This window comes from Dulcicalothrix desertica PCC 7102 (assembly GCF_003991905.1).
Classification (GTDB): Bacteria; Cyanobacteriota; Cyanobacteriia; order Cyanobacteriales; family Nostocaceae; genus Dulcicalothrix; species Dulcicalothrix desertica.
Genome location: NZ_RSCL01000019.1, coordinates 193,369 through 212,493, shown reverse-complemented (window position 1 = coordinate 212,493; position 19,125 = coordinate 193,369). Strand labels below are relative to the sequence as shown.

Sequence of the window (19,125 nt, the reverse complement as noted above, 5' to 3'; positions counted from 1 at the left end):
GTAACTCTGTTGCACTATATGTTGGTACTCCTTCACAAATGCGTACTCGTTTAAATGCTGAATGGCGCCGTCTCGGATTACTTCAAACACAAACAAATGGGAACAGTTTTAATAAGTTTTTTTCGTCTAATCATACTTTATATGTCCCTGATGCTCAACGAGGTGTAGCTGTTATCGGCGCCGCTGGTTCGGGTAAAACTTTTTCGGTGATAGACCCTTTAATTCGTAGCGCTTTTGACCAGGGTTTTCCGATGTGCCTTTATGATTTTAAGTTTCCCGCTCAAACCAAACGGGCTGTAGCTTACGCCATGAAACGAGGTTATACTGTGCGTATTTTTGCACCAGGTTTTCCAGAAAGTGAGACTTGTAATCCTTTAGATTTGCTAGCAGATGAGGAAGACGCAATTGCAGCAGGGCAGCTTACGCAGGTAATTTCGCGTAACTTTGACCGTGGGGGTAATGTTAGTAGTGATAAGTTCTTTGAGGAAGCGGGAGACTCCTTGGTTGAAGGTATTTTACTTGTTACCAAGGCAATTAAAACTCTAACTGGGGAAGAAAAATACTGTGATTTGATGATGGCACAGGCGATTTTATCTTTGCCAAATCTACCTGCGCGTCTGGAAGCTGCCTCAATTGAAAAGCTGAAAGTATGGACTTCGCGCCCGCTTTCGCAATTAATCAGTGTTAAGGACTCAGAAAAGACGGCTGCATCTATCATCGGTACAGCACAAAGGATGTTTCAACGTTTCCTCAAACGTGATTATGTCGGCGCCTTCTGCGGTAAAACAACGCTGCCGTTGGATTTGGATGGCAAGCAGTTAATTGTGTTTGGGTTAGATAGAAATAACCGAGATATTGTTGGTCCACTGTTGGCTGCTATCTTGCATATGATTGTTACACGCAACGTATCGCGCACAATACCACGTATTGACCCTTTGGTGGTGGCGTTAGATGAATTACCAACTCTTTACTTACCAGCATTGGTAAATTGGCTGAATGAAAATAGAGAGGATGGATTTGTAGGTATTTTGGGATATCAAAACATCGCCCAGCTTGAGAAAGTCTACGGCAAAGAGTTAGCACGAGCTATTTTAGGAGGTACTGCAACCAAGTTTATTTTTAACCCTCAAGACCCGGAATCTGCAAAGTTGTTTAGCGACTATTTGGGGGAAATGGAGATTAAGTTTAGCTCTAAGTCCCGCAGTACTGGGAAAGGGGGTGGTTCTCATAGCAGCAACGACCATCATCAAAAACGGCATTTATTAGAGCCAGCACAGTTTGCCAAGATGGGTACTGGTAAAGCTGTGATTATTAACCCAGCTTACACGCGCGCTAGTGAAGCATATATTCCTCTACTGCAAAAAGTAAAAGTTCCTGCTGCTGATATTGCTGAAATGAATTGGTCAGAGGAAAAGTGGAATTTTGTACTTCATAGATTAATTCAAAATAATGAAGCGAGAATTAGTGATTCTGAACGTTCACAACAATTTTTAGAGCGTCGTGAGTTAGCAGAGAAATTATTCCCAGTGCCATCTCAATCTAATTCTCTGCCATCTCCAGAAGAATTAGCAAATGTTTTTTAGGAGGAAAATATAGTGCAACTTTTACAACTTGATTCTAATCAAGAAGTTTTCTCAGTTTTATCACGCTACCCTGAATGGTTACAAATAGTTCTTGAAACCATTGATAAGGCGCCTATAGATGGTGATTATTATCCACATATTATTGAAGTCTTTGACCAACATGGTTTGTTAGCTGGAAAAGTTCAAGGTAAGTTTGCTTATGAATGCACTCGCACTGTTGAAGAAAAGAGTGATTTTACTGCTTGGTTCATTGATGGAGAATTAATGGTTTTTTATGTGGGTTCAGAGGTACTTATTAATCGATTCAAACTCTTGACATCTGTACTAGGAGGGCTATTATAATGCCGGATATATTTACAGTCGAAGCAAGCGATGCAAAGGTAATTCAACAGCATTACGAGCAAGTCATCGAAGCATTGTTAAGAACTTTACTTGATGCCAAAGAGAAAAATAACGACAAACAGGGCTTGCAAATATTTGATAATGACAGGCTGATTTACGGACGAGAGGGGAATCAATTTCGTGATGAAGTTTCATCTTTCTCTGGACAGCTTCTTAACCCTGATATTATTATCGAACTGCAACAATTGCGTGCAGCGAAAGTAGGGGATGTTGTAGAAGGAGCAGCAAATAAGAGGGTTGAACTAGATGGGCAAGTTGTTTTACAGTCTGATGAAAACGGAAAAGTTGTAGTAAATACTTTATTACAGCAAGAAGCTGTTCAAACAAGAGAATCTCAAACAGCGCGTAATAATGAAAATCAGGCGCCAACAGATAATCAACAAATTATTACCATCACTCCAGGGTCAACGCGCGTAACACAATCACTTAAAGCGTTAGAGGATAGCCCATTAAAAACTTTACTCAATACATCTATCCAACAGTTGCAAGCAGAAATTAAAGCATTACAGGAAGAGCGTAATCAATATCAAGAGTTGATTCAAAGAAGGTTACAGCAACCACAAAATACTTCATGGTGGCAGCAAAGTATTAATAATATGGTAACTGTATTAAATAGTATTGGTTCTGCAATGAAAATGAGTGTACGTGAGTATAAAGATAACTCAGACAAACGTAATATCGCTACAACTCTTAAAGATTTATTTGACCTCCAAGCACAGCCAGGAGCTAATCAATACCAAGCGGGTGATTATCAAATTTCCCGTAACGGCTCTTTGTATGAAGTTAATGAGTTAGCTACAGGCGCCTCAATCATGAAGTTTCGCTCAACTCCCAACGGCGTAAAAGTCGAACAAGGTGATTTAGAAAGTGTACATCTGAAAAATATTAACGCTTTGCAACACTCTTTTGAACGAAATGAACCTATCCCTGCATCGTTCGCTCCTGTTGGCAAACAAGAAGCTGAATATTTCGCGCGTGTTGAGAAAATTACCAATGCTCTTGTTCAATACGCCGTTGCTCAACAAAAAGAAGTAAAAATCGATGGCGTATTTTCTTATACATGGCAAGCTAGTCCAGATGGAAAAGTAAGCATCTATGCTAAAGATGGACGCGGTACGTTGTTGGAGAAATCTGGAGGGCAACTCAAAACTAATATGAGCGAACGAGATTTAATTTATTTTGAGCAAATTTTACCTAAGCTGCAACCTGCTCGTAGACAACAAGAAGCAAGCACTACTCAATCACAAAAAGCCGCAAATAACCAATTATCAAGATAAATTGACGCTCGTAATATCCAAACCATCACCATTTTAGACCATGAAATTATCTGACTTAGACTTATTAATCGATTCTGGTAGCAAAATTATATGTGTAAATGCTCCAGTACAGGAACGCATCACTGTACTGACACATATTTACTATCAATGTGCAGCGTCTAAAAATCTTCCTCTTTATTTATGGAATGAAGGTTGGGGTTATTTTAATCAGGTCAAGTGTGATTTATCAAGTACAATAATATTCTCTCCATATGAAAATAATTTGCAACCGGAAAATGGAACTATTTTTACAGCTTTTGATTTTTTATTAGAAAGCCAATCGGATGGAATTTATATTCTTGAAAATCTACCATCTTTGATTAGCACTAGTTTCAAACAATACTGTAATTGCAATTCAACTAAAATTGTCTCGCATTTAATCAACCTATATGAGTACTTGAAAAACAGTAATCAATCAAAATATTTAGTGATTTTAGCAACTGAAGATGTAGAACTACCGCAATCTTTGAGTAGTTTGATTCCAACCCTTTCAACTCCCTTACCATCTATTGACAAGATACATGATATAATTACGCAATCTTTACAAAAATTGCTTGGCAAATCGTATACAAAGCTTAACGTTTCTGATTTTGTTAATATTGCTTCTGGGTTGACAGTTGAGGAGATTAATTTAGGGTTAGCCATAGCAGTCCGTTCTGGAGAGAAGATAAATACTGATTCTATAGCCGAAAATTTACTCTCATACAAAATTGGTCGCTTCCATTCCTTCAACTTAAATTTTTTCGGCAAGCCAGATGTGCATGACTTTGGTGGTTTGGACTTGCTCAAAAAGTTTATCGCTCAAGTGAAACAGGACTTTTTACCTGATGCAAGAGGCGCCAATATTCCCCTTCCCAAAGGTTGCTTGTTAGTGGGGCCACCAGGAACAGGGAAAACTTTAGCAGCACATGTCAGTGCTAAAAATTTGGGTTTTCCCTTAGTCAGCGTTGATACAGCAGCAGTTTTGGCTGGTGGCGCCAATTATCTGAAAAGATTACTTGGACGTGTCGAAGCTTGCGCTCCCATCGTTCTTTACTTCGACGAGTTTGATAAGTTATTTGCTGCATCGAACGAGTCAGGTGAAGATATTGGCTCACGGCAGATTTTAGGAACGCTGCTAACTTGGTTACAGGAGAAAACGAGCGCAACTTTTGTAGTTGCAACTCTTAACCGACTTGACGCGCTACCCCCAGAGCTAACCAGGGTAGGAAGATTTGATGAGATATTTTACGTAGGTTTCCCTCAAGCTATTGAGCGTAAAGAAATATTGACAACGCATTTAGCAAGATTTGATGAGCGTTACACTCATGATGACCCGTTAACCGAGAAAGAATGGCGAATAATTCTTAATAAAACACTTAATTGCACAGGAGCAGAACTTGCACGGATGGTCGAAAAAGCAGCGCGTGCGTTGTTTCATCAGAAACAAGAAATGAAAATAGGGTTGGTAGAACTTTTGGAACAACGAGATAAGATAGTGCCTTTGTACATGCGCGACACTGATAGAATTTTAGCTATTGAGAATAAAGCTAAATATTTTTGTCAACCAGCTTCAAGTCCCGATGTCTCCGAGTTTGCACCTGTCATAACCTCTTTTTGGGGCGAAGTTCACAACTAAATATTTTAACCACTGCTAAAATCCTAAGTTTTGCAAACTATAGAGATATCATGTGTTTAAACATACGAGAGATTGAAGTGTATGAGCAAAGAATTGATTGAAGCAAGTGAATTGTTAGAAAGATATCAGAAAGGGGAAAGAGATTTTAGCAATGTCTACATTGAAGGCTCTGATGAATTAGCTGGGGCTAACTTAAGTGATATTAACTTAATTTTTAAAAACTATTCATCTAATCTTTTTTATCAAACTAGCTCGCTAATGTCCAATAGCTTGAATAGCTTGAGAAGTAAAAGTATTAATTATTGCAATTTTATCATTCACTCACATAACGAGTAATAACGATAAGATTCTTGTGAATCTGCAATTACTTGACATTCGAGGTAATTCAACTTTTCAAGCATATTTTGTTTCAAACAATTTCTAGAAATATTTAAAGTGTATAATTGATTAAACTTTGCAGATTTAAGTAAATCAATATCTTCAAGGGTTCTTAAGTCACCTTGAGATAGGTTTAATACTTTTAAAGTATCGATGATTGGTGATTCGATTAAAGCTTTAAGAATTGCATTGGTGTTACAGCTATTAATTATTCCCAAATAAAGTAAATTAGGAAATGTTTTATTGAGTAAGCTACTCCAACTATCAATATCTAGTCTACCATAAACTTGTAACTCAAGATATTCTAAAGATGGCAAGCTCAAGTTAAAAATTTTATTTATATTTGACTCCGACAAATCATATGCTTCAATAATGAATGATTTCAAGTGAATGTGTCTAAATACTTTTTTTATAACTAAGTTTTCATTAACTATATTAGCTTTTTTATGCTTTTCAAAATCTAATTTTAAAAAGTTTTCATTATCAATTTTACCTCTAACTTTTAGTAGTTCTAAGTTAGAATAAGCTTTAAGAATTGGAAGAATGTTATAAATATATACTTGAGATGACATTAACGAGTCTTCTTTAGTATCTCCAATAAATAACGCTTTAAGATTGGGCAATAAATCTTTTGCTTCAGCAATATCTTGGAAAAATTGTTGTGAATGTTTACGACGATATAAATTTATATCTTCTATGTGGCATCTTAAGACTTTTAAACTCTGACAATTATAATCTTGTATCAAATCTTGTAGTTGTTTCTTACTTTGAACAATGTAAGCTGTATTAATTGGATTTGAAAGACGAATTTTAGGATGGAAATGTTTTACTTTCCAGTCTTCTAATTTAGTAAATATCAGCCAAGGATTATAATTTATTAAAGCTTGCTTTGCTTTTTTGCTTTCGCTTTGACCTAGTAGACTAGCTGCATACATTTGCACTACTAGCGAAGAATCATCCAAGGATTCAATCACCAAATCCAAACCCTCATCTCCATAATTCATCGCATCCTCAAGTGCTACAATTCTCATGTCAAAGGCTGCTGCACTTTTTAATCTATTTTTAACGCTTTGAATTCCTCCTAAAACCATACCACCCATAGGAGGCGTTATTTCTCCTCCAATCACAGCATCAAATTCTCCAGGTTGCCTTTTTGACATAATTTACTCTCATGTCGAACAATAACATCCACAAAGATAACCTACTTAATAAGAAGCAACCACACTTAAGTAATTTCGGTTGGGCAACACTGTATGCGAAAAATTACAACCTTGCCATTATTAAAATGACATTCAATTTCTACCTTTTTCGATTTAGCAGTTTTTACAGTTTCTAAAGAAATATTATCAATATTATAATTAATCCACAATACTTCGGTTCGCAGCCCTTTTGTAGAGTGACAAACTTTTTCAGGCGCCACAATTGCTTTCCAGTCACCATAAAGTTCGTCCATCAAATCACATTTGTAGCCAGAAACCGCTACTTTACCTTTAACATTATGCAATACGGATGCAAGTTCTCGATGCTGCTCATCGGTCATCTCATAAGCGTATGCTTGACTATCTCCCCTTGAACCATGCGGGTAAGGGGGGTCGCAATAAAATAATGTATCTTCACTATCGTAACGTTGAATAACTTTAATCGCTGTATCGTTTTCTATTTGCACTCGTAGAAGTCGCTGCACAATTTCCGGTAAATCTTCCACGCTTCCTAACCACCGAGAAACGGCGCCTGCCATTCCTGCGCGCGATGTTAATTTACAATGCGCCCACCTCCCAGAGCTTGCTGTTTGTGCTAAACCCGTTCTCACCTGCCTTGCCCGAATAAAAAATCGCCTTGCTCGCTCAAAGTCAGATATATCGGGAGTAAGCCTAGAAATCGCAAGCTCAAATTCTTCGCGCGAGAACGGAGTTAAGCCAATTGCCTCTATTAGCTTTTCTTTATCGGAACGCAGTACGCGAAAAAAATTTACAACCTCGCCGTCGATATCATTATATGTCTCAACCATAGCTGGCTTACGGTTAAGTAAAATTGCTGCTGAACCACCAAATGGTTCACAGTAATGCACCGAGTCGGGCAAAAGAGGTAAAATCCAATCCAGGTGACTAAATTTACCACCATACCACCCAAAAGCTATCACCTTGTTTTTACCCATGCTTTTTACCCCTGTGGATTAATTTAAGCCAGATTTAAAATAATATCGCACAAAATAAGATGTCAGATGTCCAGTTTATATACGCGAACAATATAACTCACGGTTCTCGCTTTGAATCAATTTCGACTGCTTCATAATCTATTCGCCAAGTGGTTCAAGTTTGGTCACTATAAAATAGTCTGAGTTATCTCTACTTTAACTTTTACTTGTAGCAAGCGTGTATTATGTGACTGTGGTGCCTGGTGCCAAACTCCAGCTCCTAAAAACTTAAAAGCCAGGTGGCGCCTCCCAAAAGCCTGATATTTCCGCAATTTGTTCAGCTATAGTTAGCAATTGCATATCCCGCCATCGTTGACCAGCAAGTTGCACTCCTATAGGCAAACCGAGGGCGGTTTTCCTATGGGAATTGTTACTATTGGATTAGTGGTAAGACTTGTTACAGCCGTGTAGGTTGTGCCCCATGTCCAATATGGTAAGTTTTTATCATCCACTGGCAACGAGGCGCCAAAGCCATTACCGACCGAGCGGTGAGTAAAAGCGGCGCCTGGTGTAACAGGACAAATCCACGCATCCCATTGAGTCAGAAATGATTGCATAGTAGCAATAAACCTATCACGCCGTTCTAAAGCTTGTGCATATTTTTTTAAACTTAAGCCAGTGTTTTTGAGAAATCCCCGCAATAGGGCACCTGGGTTTGAAAGTAAAACCAACGGTGTCATCATTCGGTAGCCCAGTTGCTCAATCACCTCAGAAGCAACTAGTGATTCTGCTCCCGCAATTTCGCCAAATGTTTCTATTGCTTGCTCAAAATCAAAATTGGGTGGCTGGCAATATTCTATGTGACATCCAGCTTCTTGTAACTTTGAGACAAATTGCTGTAGTAGCGAACGTGTTTCTGCTGTTACAGATACGGCGCCAAATGTATCTGTCCATGCAATGCGATACAGCGACAACTCACTCTGTAAAACAATCTCTTGTGGTGCAGGAGGAACTTGCCAGTCGTAATTATCAGTTCCCTCAATTAAGCTTAATCCTAACTTTAAATCCGAAACTGACCGTGCCAAAATTCCTGGTGTTGCCTGATGGCGCGCGCTCGGTTCCTAATATTTCCCATAACGCTCCTGATAATGGGACTCGATTTTCTGTGGGTTTTAAGCCGAAAATGCCACAAAAGTGAGGTGGAATTCGTATCGAACCTCCGCCATCAGTACCAAGTTCCAAGGGTGATAATCCTGCCGCAACCGCTGCTGCTCCACCCCCTGTACTACCGCCAGGTGTATAGTTGAGATTCCAAGGATTATTAGCTCGACCGAGTAGTTTACTATCGGTTTGAAATCCTTGAGAAAGTTTGGGTAGATTTGTTTTCCCTAAAAGAATGGCGCCTGCTGCTTTAACCCGTGCCACTACAGTTGCATCGTTTGGGGGAATATAATTCGCTAACGGCTCATAACCGCAAGTGGTACGAACACCAGCCGTTGCATAGAGGTCTTTGCAGGTGAATGGAACACCGTGTAGTACACCCCAAGATTCACCTTTAGCTAATGCCTCGTCGGCAGAAAAAGCTTGTTGCCTTGCTTGTGTTTCATTTAATGTCACTATCGCATTTAATTTTGGATTATGAAGAGCGACGTGTGCTAGATGTGCATCCAGAACTTCGACACAGGAAAATGTGCGGTCGCGAATTCCTTGAGCTAATTGATAGGCAGGTAAAAATACAAGTTCATTCATGATGATTAAGATGAAAATGCCTCACTCCACGTAGACGAAAGTTTGTTAAGTCCTGATTTTGAAGCCGAGTTAAGGTTTAAATACTTTTGATTGCAGTGCCTCAATTAGCGCATCCAACATACGCTCGAAACTTAAATCTAACGAGCGTGGCAGCGTAAATAAGCCTGCTTTTTCAGCCTCAATGAATCCTAGTAAGCCAGCATGAATCATCCGAATTGCATCAATGAGTTCTGCTTCCTCAAACCCATACGGCGCCAGTGCTTTGTTGTAAAAACTTAAAATTTCTTGAGCAATCGGTGCAAAGTCTGGGTCAGAAAGTGATAATTGAGTCCGTGTCATCACTGTGTACAAAACAGGATGCTTTTGAGCAAAGTGACGCATTGTATAAGCAATTGCTCGAATTATGGCTTGTGAATCGTTAAGATTGTCAGTTTGCTGATGACAGTCTACTAGAAACCTTCGCCAAAGTTTCAATGCTACACATCGACGCAAAGCAGCATTGCCATCAATGTGTTTATAAATTGATGGCGGTTTAATTCCCAAAGCTCTTGCAACTCTATTTACACCCAAGGCAGATTCTCCCTCGGCTTCAAGACAAGCAATCGCGACTTCTACAACCACTGCTGGTGTTAAGCCTTGCCCTTTGGGACGATTCATGTTGAATGCTCAAAATTCCTATAAGCTAACACTGTTAGCTTATGCTTATACTGCTGGTTTTGTCAATCTTCAAGTGCTAGTAGTAGTAGACACTGTTGGCGAAGTATAAACTGCCTGTTTAAGTATTAATACTGTTAGGTAGAATATTAAACATATATCTAATACTGTACGGTTGGCATTAATATATAATATGGGTGAGCGTAAAACGAGCAGTCTCGTTCAGTATAAACAGCACTTTCAAATCGCACGCAGCAGTATAATAAACAAACATTTAAAACAGGTGTGAAAATGAACGCGAAACAAGCATCAATTAATAAACAAGAAAAACTTCGTGCAATTACCTATAGCATGGATTTATTGATACCAGGATTATACTTTTGGTGTCCATATTTTCTGATTAGAATTGGTGGAGCAATACCTGACGATAATCCTTATAGATATCCTGGCACGATTCACAGTTACATCGGAATTGCATTAGTTCTACCAGGATACAAAATATTTACAACGTATCAGGGTAGCTATGACGCTTGACAAACATACGATACAAGGGTTGCCAGCATTTACCACTACAACTTTAAGCAAAAGCGAATTCTCTGAAAGAATGATTAATGCAGAATATTATGAAGTAGGAACGGCGCCAGCTCAAGGTGGAAGAATCAAGGTGTGGTGGTCTCATAACTCATATCCACGGGTTGAATCCATATACAGTCCGGATAAAAATATTGTTCTCACTGCATATCATGTGTAGTAGTGATGCTACTTTGAATACGTAAAAACACGAGAATTTTTAGATTGAGCAGCAATCAGGCTTGGTACAGCGAGACTCAATAATAAGGAGCAACACAGGTTAAGAGTGCTGAAGGTGGCGCCCTGACCTATAATTATCCAAAAACTATGCAGTCGTGAGTAGTATACTTATGCATTTGTCGCTTGTGGAAAATTTTCCACAAGCGTTATTGGTAAATAAATGTTTCCTATCTACGGATTGCCAATTATTTAACTTGAATCAGTTTTGGGAACCATTAGAGGCAATTCGAGCCTGGATATTTTTCAATGCAAAAGCTTTCAAAACCTTAGTTGCCTCTTGATTTTTGTTATTTGCAAAGTGTACCCATATGGATAACCATTCTTGTAGCGTGAGTGCGTACACACTTTTTACTCCTCCTTGAGTTTGTACACGGCATTCTACGTTGTCCTTTGATAAATCTAATGTAGAGAAAGTTTTTGCTTTTCGTTGTGAGTTTTGAATTAACCAATCAGGGGTGGATTTAATACACTTCAGCCCTTCATGATGTGCAATACGATATTCTCCAGTTGAATCCACTAATACTTCGAGTTTGATATTACCTTCTAATTCAATCTGGTATGACTCAGCTATTAGTACTCGGTATTCACCAGTGAAATAGCATGGATTCAGGGTAACTGAGTTTCCTTGTTCAGGATTAGTCAAAGCCGACGCTATTTCTGCCCATTCATAAGGGCTTAGGGGTAGATTCTTAGGTATATAACCACCGCTCAATAATTCATGCAAATAAACGGCGCCGACTTTAAGAGGGTAGACTTGAGTGGATATACCATTCGGAACTTCAACAGTCATTGTCTCTAGCTGATTCGATGTAATAAACTCTCGCACTTTCTGTTTAGGTTGGTCAACTAATAACGCCATTTTTCTGGCACTCATAACCTTAACTCCAGTTGGTAATTGAAAAGCTGCCCAAGTATAGTTTTGCCAACGCCAATAAGTATTAGTTACTTTTGGCAGTGATGACATTTTTTGTTCCTTACGCTTTTGTTTATTCTTGGGTTTTGTATTTCTTGCTCGACTCATAGTTAGGGAACTTCCTTTGTTTAATAAATTATTGTTTCCTGAAGAATCGCGTTCCTTGTATCATTCCGAGAGCCTGTGACAAAAAACCAGACAATGATGTCTGGTTATGCTTTTAATTTAAGGGAATCTATTTTTTACACCCTGGTACGATGCATATGAGTGTGGAGCTACCCCTGAATAACAATGTACAATTATGTGCTACCCCAATTCATCAACAGAGGATAATACATGTCAGAAAAACAAGCTTTAAGTTAGCTTTAACTAAAGCTTATATAACTTTATACTAGCTTAAAATTTTTGAAACATCAAAAGGTGTACAAGTAAAATTCAATTTTTTATCTAGATACAATTTGTTTTTATCAAGGTTTGGATATTTTATTTACACCATTTAGCAAATTTCCTCAGCAAAGATACGTAGATGATGTCGTGAAAATATAATTTTTATACTTTATAATCAATTAAATAACTTGCTATTAGCTGGTTAAATGATGTATAAAAGGTAAGTATCAATTAAGTTTAATTCATAGTTAATAATTGTGATTATTGCTGCTATGATTAGGTTTTGGTAATTATATATTTGCTCTAGTAGTTGTATATGGCGCCTAAAAATAAGTGCTTGGTTCTTAAACATACTGAGTATACTGAACTTTTAAATTTGACTATATTCCTAGGCGCGAGTCTATGCATAGCATCAATAATATTTTGGTTGTTCTACTAACTGAAATTATTTACTTGACTCTAGTTATAGAAGGTATAGACTATGCGTATTGATTCTAAGCTTAAAAGTAAAAACACGCTTATGGAAAATTTTCCACAAGCGTTAATTACAAACGTGTGATTACTTCTTTAGTTTTAGAATTAAATCTATTTCTTTAGCATCTCTGTTCTTACCTTGCTGTAAATAGAGGCTTTTGGCATGTTTGAGTGACTGACGACCTGATAAGTAACTATTTTGGCAAATCAAACTCATACCTTGTCCTTGGTACGCCAAACCGAGGTTTGAATCCAGAGAAATGGCTTTCTTGAAGTAAGGTAAAGCCTTTCTGCAATTAGCTTTATAACGTTCTGAGCGGCTATCCCTTATTCCTAACAAATCTGCCTCCATGACTTGATAACCCCACTTAGCATTATCTATGGCTGTTTTCAATTGCTCTGGCTTTGGCGGTTCAATATCCTTTTTGGGTGGCGCCAACAAAAGATAAATTCCTCCCAACGCTCCTAACAAGAACATTCCGAACACGTAACCGATAGGATTGCTAATGACAATAAGGGATGTCAGAAGCATTTCTCTGCGATTCCAGAATGGCATGGTTTTTGCCTCCTTGTTGTTGCAATTGTTGATTCCAAGTTATTTTTGGCTCTAAGCGTATTGCATTTGGCAAAGCTTTGCATACTGTGATTGCAGTTTCCCGAAGAGTTGCTACAATCACGTTTGGCACTTTTTCAAGAAATTCTTTAGGTAGCTTATCGTATTGGCTATCGATAACTAAATATAAAGTTTTGTGTTTGTGAGGAGCATTCAAAGCTGCCAAAGATAATGCTTCGATGGGTTCCGATACCAGTATGGCTTCTTTTGTAGGTTCGTCGAGTTTTCCACCTATGCTGAGGTGAAACCAACCGCATGAACGTCTGCTCGACGGATAAAGATTGAAAGTATTACCACCTGGTGCATGTAAATATGCTCCTGTTGGCTCATTCTTCATATTTCGCGCTAAAAATACGGCGCCGACTGTAACCGATGCATAAACTAAAGAGCGCTCATGAAGTATTTGCAATAATTGTTGGGGAATAAAGCACTGTTGTGTTAGATAGCGCTCAACTTCATCCCAATGATTAGGTGAAGAAGAAGGCGCCACAAATAATTGTGAGGGAGTTTGCTGTGCAATCGTTAAAGCATGATTAGCAACTGCGTGTAACATTCCTTTTTCGCCAAAGCGGTCGCGTAGCCAAACCACCGCATCATCAAAGTTATACTTGTTAACCCGCATTACCAAAGACAACGCATTATCATTTTGTTGATAGTAATTTGCTCCTAATTCATAAGCAACAAGCGGTAATGGTAAATCTGGCTGACCACTGGTTGCTTGCAGTAGATGTAATTCTTTCTCTAGCTGTTTTCTTAACTGTTCGCTCTTGAATGCAGTTTGCTTAAGAACGGCTTTTTGTTGGAGAATACGCGACCGCTCGTTTAACTGGTGATTAATTATCTCCAACTGTGGGTTCAAAATCTCAATGACCCTCTGTCGATAAGACTCGCTTGTTTCTTGTGCAGTAGGTTGGGGGAGACAATGTTCCAAATTCAGAATCTGAGAATCCTGATTAACTGCTGCGTAATACTTTCTAACTTGAGTGTGAGTCGCTAAACTTCCTTTAATACCGCGCTCGATTCCCAAGTGTGCAACAGCATCAGCAAAACTATCTTGCAACTGATACATTTGATTGAAAGTTCCAAACAAAGCTTTACATCTAAGTTTTCCCTGTTCATCCAATGGTACGAGATAAGCATGAACGTGGGGTGTAATTTCATCAAGATGAAGCACCGCTTGAACAACTCTGTCTCCCCAAGAAGAATCTAACCATCTAATAACAGCATCAACAAAATTATCCAGGCACCTTTTATCATAAACTCCACCCTCATGTGGTGCATGGGGACGAAAATATTCTGCACTAGCACTAAGCAACATTTCTACCGCCAGAACTGCGTTTGAGCGAATTTTTTGCGAACCGATTTTGTTTTGAACTAAAGTACCCAAATCGAGGTTGTCTAAATTCCCAACGATTTGAATATTTTCCACTTCTGGATTAGCGTTGGGAGTTTCCCGCGTCCTGGTGGCGTGTTCTGAGTGGGCTGTTAGTTGCCCCCAAGATTTTATTTTTTGAATGCGACAAATTGCAAAAGACATAATTCCATAATTGCCTCTATTTTTTCAGGAAAGTGTCAGTAACCTATTCCTTATATTTGTATCGCATTATGATTGATTACGTATATAATCAATTTAAATATTTTACCAAACAATAATTGATGTTTACGTAATCAATGGACATAATTAAGTTATTTATGAAGCATTAAACTTGTGTATATATGCTTAAAAGCAGACTTATTGAGCATGTGTTGCTTGTAATAATTTTCATATATAAGTTTTTATAAACGTAATTGTACGTAGCCAATATTTTTATAACTATAATACCTAGCGTTGCCTTGTAGCAATACTTGAGACGTTAGAGTATTTTTTTGTGACACGGAAGCTCTAAATTTTAACATCTATTATTTTATACCATTGATTTTAACCTGTTTAAACCACAGTTCAAAATCTACCCAGCGCAATATTGAAGTAATTAGGCTGAAGTTGCTAACACAAAGTAAGAAAGAAATTAAATGATAGGACAAAGGGAAGATATGAGCGATTTATTGTTTCAGGCTTTGATAAGTTACGCTAATACTCGAACACCTCTACGGCAGAGAGGTTTTACAAGAGGTGGATTTTGAGGCAAGTTTAGCTGTAATTCGTAAAACCCGAATTATTTTTCAGAAAATGTCGATTTATAAAAGTGTAGTGAGTTCCACTTTTTTAATTAACGGCGCCTGGAAAATACGATTCAAAAATAAATACAAAATTCGTGGATAAAAACCAGGCTATTTACCAAAAATGCAAAATCATGCCTAGTAGCCTACCTAAAAAACTCTCAAACTTATACAGCAAGCATTTTAGGAGCAAAACTACAACTGGAGCCAAATGGAGCCAAATAAAGCCAAATAGAGCCAACTTTTACGCCTATAAAAATGCAAAATCTATTAGTTTTATTTATAAGTAGGCTCCAAATGGCTCCAAATTCTTATTTTTTTGGGATTTTTCATGAGTATAAATACTTTAAAAACAAATAATTTTGACTCATCTCCTCTCGTTATTATCGCTCTCGACTTTGGAGGAAGTGGCACAAAAGGAATTTATTCGCTTTATGAAAGTTCTGAAGCATATTCATTATTTATGGAACCGGAGGTTGTTTCGGTAACGCTGGAATCAATTAAAAATTACGAACAAAATCTGATGGGAACGACTGAACCGGAGAACCGCGCGTGGGTGTTTGTCAATAACGAGGCAAAAGCAGTTGGATATCTGGCACAGAGCAGGTATCACGCAAACGCTGGACTCGTTGAACTGAAATACGAACGCGCGGTTCATAAAACATTAGCCGCAATTTGGGTAATTAAAGAAAAACTCAACCTAGAGCGCAAGTTTAGAATTGCCCTTTCTGTCTTGCTTCCACCTGGAGAGTTTGAGAACAAAGCGATATTTGAACAATTGGTTTGTGCTAGCTTATCCGATTACCTTGTACCGTGTGGCAAAATGCAAGTTGAATGTATAATTTTCAATTGCTTGCCAGAAGGAGCAGGTATATATCTATCGCACCAAAAGCGCGTTGGGGAAGCAATCAAACAAAAAGTCTGTGCGGTGGCAATGATTGGCTTCCGCAATGCATCAGTACTAATTGCCCATCGAGGTGTTGTATCTAGAGATGGTAAAACCTCAGATTTAGGCATGGTACGAATGCTAGAAAAAGTGGTTGCTGCAACTGCGGGGCAAGCAGTAGAGCGTTTAACCGGGGCAGTGGCAATTTCTGGAAGTGATGTTGATACTCTTCCTTTAATGCGTTTGTTACGTTCCACAACTACTCAGGGACGTTCCGCTGAATTAATCAAGCTTGTGCAAGCAATTAAGTTTGCTCGTCATGAATACGCTACTGCTTTAACAAGTTGGCTTTCTCAGCTTATCCCACTTGATGTTGAAGAAATTCTTTTTTGTGGTGGCACTGCTGACTATTTGAAAAAAGAGTTAAATACCTGTTACAGAACGACACCATGTATATTTTCTGGGATAGCCGTTCCTGCATCAATCGATAGCTACTCGCTTGGTAGTCGTTTGGCAGATGTTTACGGCGCCTTCTTATATTTTAACGAAATTGTAAAACGGCGCCTTTCACGTCAAATTGAGGTAATAAATAGTGTTCGAGAAAACTCGTAGTAATTTTCGCTGGCGATATCAACCGCGTAACGAAATAGATATTCTGATGCTCGATTACATATCTACAAGTGATGTAATGAGTACCACAACTATGATTTTGTTAGCATTGAGAGCATTTTGGCTACCCTTAGCGGCTGCTCAATCACCAGATTTGGATAAAGCAACTAGAGAGCGGATAGCTATGGAAGCTTGCTCCAGTTTGCTAATCCAACTCAACCAAATCTACGCAGTAGTTGGGTTAGAGCTACCTAATTATATGCCTTCATTCCATCAAAAAGAATTTATACAGGCAAATGGTCAGCCCAAAACTAACTCAACACAAAATTACCCCTCTGTTGAGGAGCAGAAAGAACAAATAGGACAATTTAATTACGATACTGATTCGTTTAGCAGTTGGTAGGTAAAATTTATGGATTTTCAACAGCCTAAAAAAAAAAGAGGCAGACCTAGAAAATATATTGCTAATTCTGATAGTTATGTGAATAACTCAACAACAATGCACGAAAACACAAATTTAAATAACTCTCCGACAGAAACAGCAAGTGAAAATAAAAGCGTTTATATTGAAGATTGGGAGCAGGAACTTGATGGAGAGTCAAACCCAGCTAACTTAGATTTATCTGAGCATGATAATACCTCAAATAATGAACTACCATCAGGTTCGGGCGCCATACCGTTTGATAACTTAGAAGAGAATCTCACTCATTCAACAGTGATTCACATTGTAGATGGCGAGAAAGGTGGCGCCGGAAAATCGTTTGTGAGTAAAACTTTGATTGAATATTGCGTCAATGCTGATTTGGATGTTGCTATTGTAGACGCGGATACAAGTAATCAGGACATTGCCAAGCTATATCATGATGTAAAGCCAGCGTTTTTTAGCGATGATGAAAAGCAAGCGCATGATGCTGATGAAATATTCGATTTAGCCTTAGAAAGGTCAGTAATTGTCAATTTACCTGCTCAAGTTTATACAAACGTTACTAACTGGATAACGCGCAATAGCCTAACTCAACTAGGTAAAGAGCATTCAATTATTTTCATTAAATGGTTTGTGTGTACTGGTGGGGTAGATTCTGTAAATTTCTTCCTCAAGTCGTTGAATGATTTAGGTGGTGATGTAACTCACGTATTTGTAAAGAATATGGGGCTATGCGATGACTGGAGCTATATAGATAAAATGCCAGAGTTTATAGAAGCGCAGAGGGTGCATCAATTTACGATTATGAACTTTCCCAAATTCCCATTTTGGGAGCGCAACATGGTTGACCGTTTAGGAGTTACTTTTTCTGGCGCCATAATGCACCCTGATTTTAAAGTGATATCCAAGCAGCGGGTGAAAAATTTCCTAAAAGTTGCGTATGCAGCATTTACTCTCACGGGGTTAATTAAATGAATCAATTACAAGACTCTCAACCTACACCGTCTAACCCAGAGAAGAATCAAACTCCAGAAGATTTACTTGCCGAAGCTTTAAAAGGAAAAACCGAACGCTTTAAGCGCCGTGTGTTGGACTTTGCTTCTAAGAGTGGCTTATCCCAAGATGACCCTTTATTTCTAGTGTTAATTGCTACTGGTCATTTAGAAGCGATGCTTGAAGAGGCGCCTGACACCTTACAATTACTCTTTAAAAACTGGAATAAAGACTTAGCTCATAATTTGGAATTGGTAGAACAAGTAGCAGTGGAGCGGCAGAAAGTAGCCATTAACCGCGCGGCTAATGCTTTAATTCATGAAAGCTTATTACGTGAGGGAAGAAATCTCATAAATTCAGTGTTTCCTGCCGCTATTCTATTTTTCTTTACCTTGAGTGTCGGTTTTATCACGGGTGTTTTAATGCCTCCCTGGATTACTGGAATAATTGGCGGGGGCTATACAAAAGTACAGTCAACGCTTTTAACGTGGAACGAATTAGACGCGATGAAATGGGCAATGTCCAATGAAGGAAAATTTGCCAGGAATTTAATCAACTGGAACCGGGGTTACTTAGATAATACAGAGTGCGTTAAAGATGCTCAAAGATTGGGTGTAGTTTTATCGCAGTTCGGACGTAAAGCGAAGTCAGGATACTGTTTTGTATGGGTTCTCCCACCTGATAAGCGAAAGTTTAGTCCCTAAAGCTGAACTTTGACGCTTATGGAAAATTTTCCACAAGCGTATAAACGTTAAAACTCGATGAAGTATTTATTGTAATACTCTTCAGACTTTGTATTGTCCTTTGTCTCCTGTCGCTCAATAGCAAGTAATTCCTCCAACTTTTCCTCTTCGGGGTCATAAAAATCATCATAGTTTGCATATCCCTCGCTCAATAGTTCATCCGGGGTCATAGAAGACTCTATCTGGTATCTAGTTGTTATTGGCTGATTATTTGGTTCGGGAACAGACTTTTTAACCATTTTTTTACCTCTGTGATACCAGTTTCTATTTTAGTACACCAAC

The 19,125-nt window shown here is 38.4% G+C and carries 20 protein-coding genes; 10 read left to right on the top strand and 10 right to left on the bottom strand.

Annotated elements, in window-relative coordinates:
• From DSM106972_RS34325 to DSM106972_RS34310, 4 genes are all read left to right on the top strand, one after another.
• Window positions 1–1,583, top strand: a 1,583-nt coding sequence (locus DSM106972_RS34325) for a type IV secretory system conjugative DNA transfer family protein (RefSeq protein ID WP_233787949.1), incomplete at its 5' end; no start/stop codon positions are given.
• 12 nt (window positions 1,584–1,595) lie between these two features.
• On the top strand, window positions 1,596–1,925 hold the full coding sequence (locus DSM106972_RS34320; protein ID WP_127084892.1) for a hypothetical protein: 330 nt from the start codon (window positions 1,596–1,598) through the stop codon (window positions 1,923–1,925).
• Window positions 1,925–3,262: a hypothetical protein gene (locus DSM106972_RS34315; protein ID WP_127084891.1), complete on the top strand. Its 1,338-nt coding sequence runs from the start codon at window positions 1,925–1,927 to the stop codon at window positions 3,260–3,262. Before DSM106972_RS34320 ends, DSM106972_RS34315 begins: the two co-directional genes overlap by 1 nt.
• Window positions 3,263–3,302: 40 nt before the next feature.
• On the top strand, window positions 3,303–4,919 hold the full coding sequence (locus DSM106972_RS34310) for an AAA family ATPase (protein ID WP_127084890.1): 1,617 nt from the start codon (window positions 3,303–3,305) through the stop codon (window positions 4,917–4,919).
• A 317-nt stretch (window positions 4,920–5,236) separates the two neighbouring features.
• On the opposite strand, the gene DSM106972_RS34305 is transcribed toward DSM106972_RS34310, so the two are convergent.
• The 6 genes from DSM106972_RS34305 to DSM106972_RS34285 all read right to left on the bottom strand — a co-directional run bounded on the left by DSM106972_RS34305 (window position 5,237) and on the right by DSM106972_RS34285 (window position 9,837).
• Window positions 5,237–6,457, bottom strand: coding sequence for a HEAT repeat domain-containing protein (locus DSM106972_RS34305; protein ID WP_127084889.1), 1,221 nt, complete (start codon window positions 6,455–6,457; stop codon window positions 5,237–5,239).
• Window positions 6,458–6,522: 65 nt separating this feature from the next.
• Window positions 6,523–7,452 (bottom strand): DNA adenine methylase, encoded by a 930-nt coding sequence (locus tag DSM106972_RS34300; protein WP_233787948.1) that lies wholly within the window; start codon window positions 7,450–7,452, stop codon window positions 6,523–6,525.
• Between the two features lie 267 nt (window positions 7,453–7,719).
• On the bottom strand, window positions 7,720–7,833 hold the full coding sequence (locus tag DSM106972_RS55955; protein ID WP_411675360.1) for an amidase: 114 nt from the start codon (window positions 7,831–7,833) through the stop codon (window positions 7,720–7,722).
• Window positions 7,824–8,516, bottom strand: a complete 693-nt coding sequence (locus tag DSM106972_RS55075) for an amidase family protein (RefSeq protein ID WP_158632928.1) — start codon at window positions 8,514–8,516, stop codon at window positions 7,824–7,826. The genes DSM106972_RS55955 and DSM106972_RS55075 overlap by 10 nt, the downstream gene beginning before the upstream one ends.
• Window positions 8,470–9,180, bottom strand: a complete 711-nt coding sequence (locus tag DSM106972_RS55070; protein WP_127084887.1) for an amidase — start codon at window positions 9,178–9,180, stop codon at window positions 8,470–8,472. The genes DSM106972_RS55075 and DSM106972_RS55070 overlap by 47 nt, the downstream gene beginning before the upstream one ends.
• Before the next feature lie 69 nt (window positions 9,181–9,249).
• Complete coding sequence (locus tag DSM106972_RS34285) at window positions 9,250–9,837, bottom strand: TetR/AcrR family transcriptional regulator (protein ID WP_127084886.1); 588 nt, start codon at window positions 9,835–9,837, stop codon at window positions 9,250–9,252.
• Window positions 9,838–10,125: 288 nt separating this feature from the next.
• Here DSM106972_RS34285 and DSM106972_RS34280 point away from each other — a divergent pair, with 288 nt between their 5' ends.
• Window positions 10,126–10,368: a hypothetical protein gene (locus DSM106972_RS34280; RefSeq protein ID WP_127084885.1), complete on the top strand. Its 243-nt coding sequence runs from the start codon at window positions 10,126–10,128 to the stop codon at window positions 10,366–10,368.
• Window positions 10,358–10,585, top strand: coding sequence for a hypothetical protein (locus DSM106972_RS34275; RefSeq protein ID WP_127084884.1), 228 nt, complete (start codon window positions 10,358–10,360; stop codon window positions 10,583–10,585). The genes DSM106972_RS34280 and DSM106972_RS34275 overlap by 11 nt, the downstream gene beginning before the upstream one ends.
• A gap of 258 nt (window positions 10,586–10,843) precedes the next feature.
• On the opposite strand, the gene DSM106972_RS34270 is transcribed toward DSM106972_RS34275, so the two are convergent.
• From DSM106972_RS34270 to mobV, 3 genes are all read right to left on the bottom strand, one after another.
• Window positions 10,844–11,665, bottom strand: coding sequence for a hypothetical protein (locus tag DSM106972_RS34270; RefSeq protein ID WP_127084883.1), 822 nt, complete (start codon window positions 11,663–11,665; stop codon window positions 10,844–10,846).
• 838 nt (window positions 11,666–12,503) lie between these two features.
• On the bottom strand, window positions 12,504–12,974 hold the full coding sequence (locus DSM106972_RS34265; protein WP_127084882.1) for a hypothetical protein: 471 nt from the start codon (window positions 12,972–12,974) through the stop codon (window positions 12,504–12,506).
• On the bottom strand, window positions 12,922–14,568 hold the full coding sequence (mobV, locus tag DSM106972_RS34260; protein WP_127084881.1) for a MobV family relaxase: 1,647 nt from the start codon (window positions 14,566–14,568) through the stop codon (window positions 12,922–12,924). Before mobV ends, DSM106972_RS34265 begins: the two co-directional genes overlap by 53 nt.
• A 951-nt stretch (window positions 14,569–15,519) precedes the next feature.
• Between mobV and DSM106972_RS34255 the strand changes: the two genes are divergently transcribed.
• From DSM106972_RS34255 to DSM106972_RS34240, 4 genes are read left to right on the top strand one after another with little or no spacing between them, the layout of a single operon-like run.
• Complete coding sequence (locus DSM106972_RS34255; protein WP_127084880.1) at window positions 15,520–16,686, top strand: ParM/StbA family protein; 1,167 nt, start codon at window positions 15,520–15,522, stop codon at window positions 16,684–16,686.
• Window positions 16,667–17,086 (top strand): hypothetical protein, encoded by a 420-nt coding sequence (locus tag DSM106972_RS34250; RefSeq protein ID WP_127084879.1) that lies wholly within the window; start codon window positions 16,667–16,669, stop codon window positions 17,084–17,086. Before DSM106972_RS34255 ends, DSM106972_RS34250 begins: the two co-directional genes overlap by 20 nt.
• Window positions 17,087–17,095: 9 nt before the next feature.
• Window positions 17,096–18,082, top strand: coding sequence for a P-loop NTPase family protein (locus DSM106972_RS34245; RefSeq protein WP_127084878.1), 987 nt, complete (start codon window positions 17,096–17,098; stop codon window positions 18,080–18,082).
• Window positions 18,079–18,804 carry a DUF6753 family protein gene (locus DSM106972_RS34240; protein ID WP_127084877.1) on the top strand — a complete coding sequence of 242 codons (726 nt, stop codon included), beginning with the start codon at window positions 18,079–18,081 and terminating at the stop codon, window positions 18,802–18,804. Before DSM106972_RS34245 ends, DSM106972_RS34240 begins: the two co-directional genes overlap by 4 nt.
• Before the next feature lie 47 nt (window positions 18,805–18,851).
• Here the strand turns inward: DSM106972_RS34240 and DSM106972_RS34235 are convergent, their stop codons facing one another.
• On the bottom strand, window positions 18,852–19,082 hold the full coding sequence (locus DSM106972_RS34235) for a hypothetical protein (RefSeq protein WP_127084876.1): 231 nt from the start codon (window positions 19,080–19,082) through the stop codon (window positions 18,852–18,854).
• Window positions 19,083–19,125 lie beyond the last annotated feature (43 nt).

Bases quoted from the DNA above. Each gene is read 5' to 3' on its own strand.
- DSM106972_RS34315 (WP_127084891.1), top strand. From the start codon at position 1,925: ATGCCGGATATATTTACAGTCGAAGCAAGCGATGCAAAGGTAATTCAA.
- DSM106972_RS55070 (WP_127084887.1), bottom strand. From the start codon at position 9,180: ATGAATGAACTTGTATTTTTACCTGCCTATCAATTAGCTCAAGGAATT.
- mobV (WP_127084881.1), bottom strand. From the start codon at position 14,568: ATGTCTTTTGCAATTTGTCGCATTCAAAAAATAAAATCTTGGGGGCAA.
- DSM106972_RS34235 (WP_127084876.1), bottom strand. From the start codon at position 19,082: ATGGTTAAAAAGTCTGTTCCCGAACCAAATAATCAGCCAATAACAACT.
- DSM106972_RS34265 (WP_127084882.1), bottom strand. From the start codon at position 12,974: ATGCCATTCTGGAATCGCAGAGAAATGCTTCTGACATCCCTTATTGTC.
- DSM106972_RS34285 (WP_127084886.1), bottom strand. From the start codon at position 9,837: ATGAATCGTCCCAAAGGGCAAGGCTTAACACCAGCAGTGGTTGTAGAA.
- DSM106972_RS34240 (WP_127084877.1), top strand. From the start codon at position 18,079: ATGAATCAATTACAAGACTCTCAACCTACACCGTCTAACCCAGAGAAG.
- DSM106972_RS34275 (WP_127084884.1), top strand. From the start codon at position 10,358: ATGACGCTTGACAAACATACGATACAAGGGTTGCCAGCATTTACCACT.
- DSM106972_RS34280 (WP_127084885.1), top strand. From the start codon at position 10,126: ATGAACGCGAAACAAGCATCAATTAATAAACAAGAAAAACTTCGTGCA.
- DSM106972_RS34310 (WP_127084890.1), top strand. From the start codon at position 3,303: ATGAAATTATCTGACTTAGACTTATTAATCGATTCTGGTAGCAAAATT.
- DSM106972_RS34305 (WP_127084889.1), bottom strand. From the start codon at position 6,457: ATGTCAAAAAGGCAACCTGGAGAATTTGATGCTGTGATTGGAGGAGAA.
- DSM106972_RS34245 (WP_127084878.1), top strand. From the start codon at position 17,096: ATGGATTTTCAACAGCCTAAAAAAAAAAGAGGCAGACCTAGAAAATAT.
- DSM106972_RS34300 (WP_233787948.1), bottom strand. From the start codon at position 7,452: ATGGGTAAAAACAAGGTGATAGCTTTTGGGTGGTATGGTGGTAAATTT.
- DSM106972_RS34270 (WP_127084883.1), bottom strand. From the start codon at position 11,665: ATGAGTCGAGCAAGAAATACAAAACCCAAGAATAAACAAAAGCGTAAG.
- DSM106972_RS34255 (WP_127084880.1), top strand. From the start codon at position 15,520: ATGAGTATAAATACTTTAAAAACAAATAATTTTGACTCATCTCCTCTC.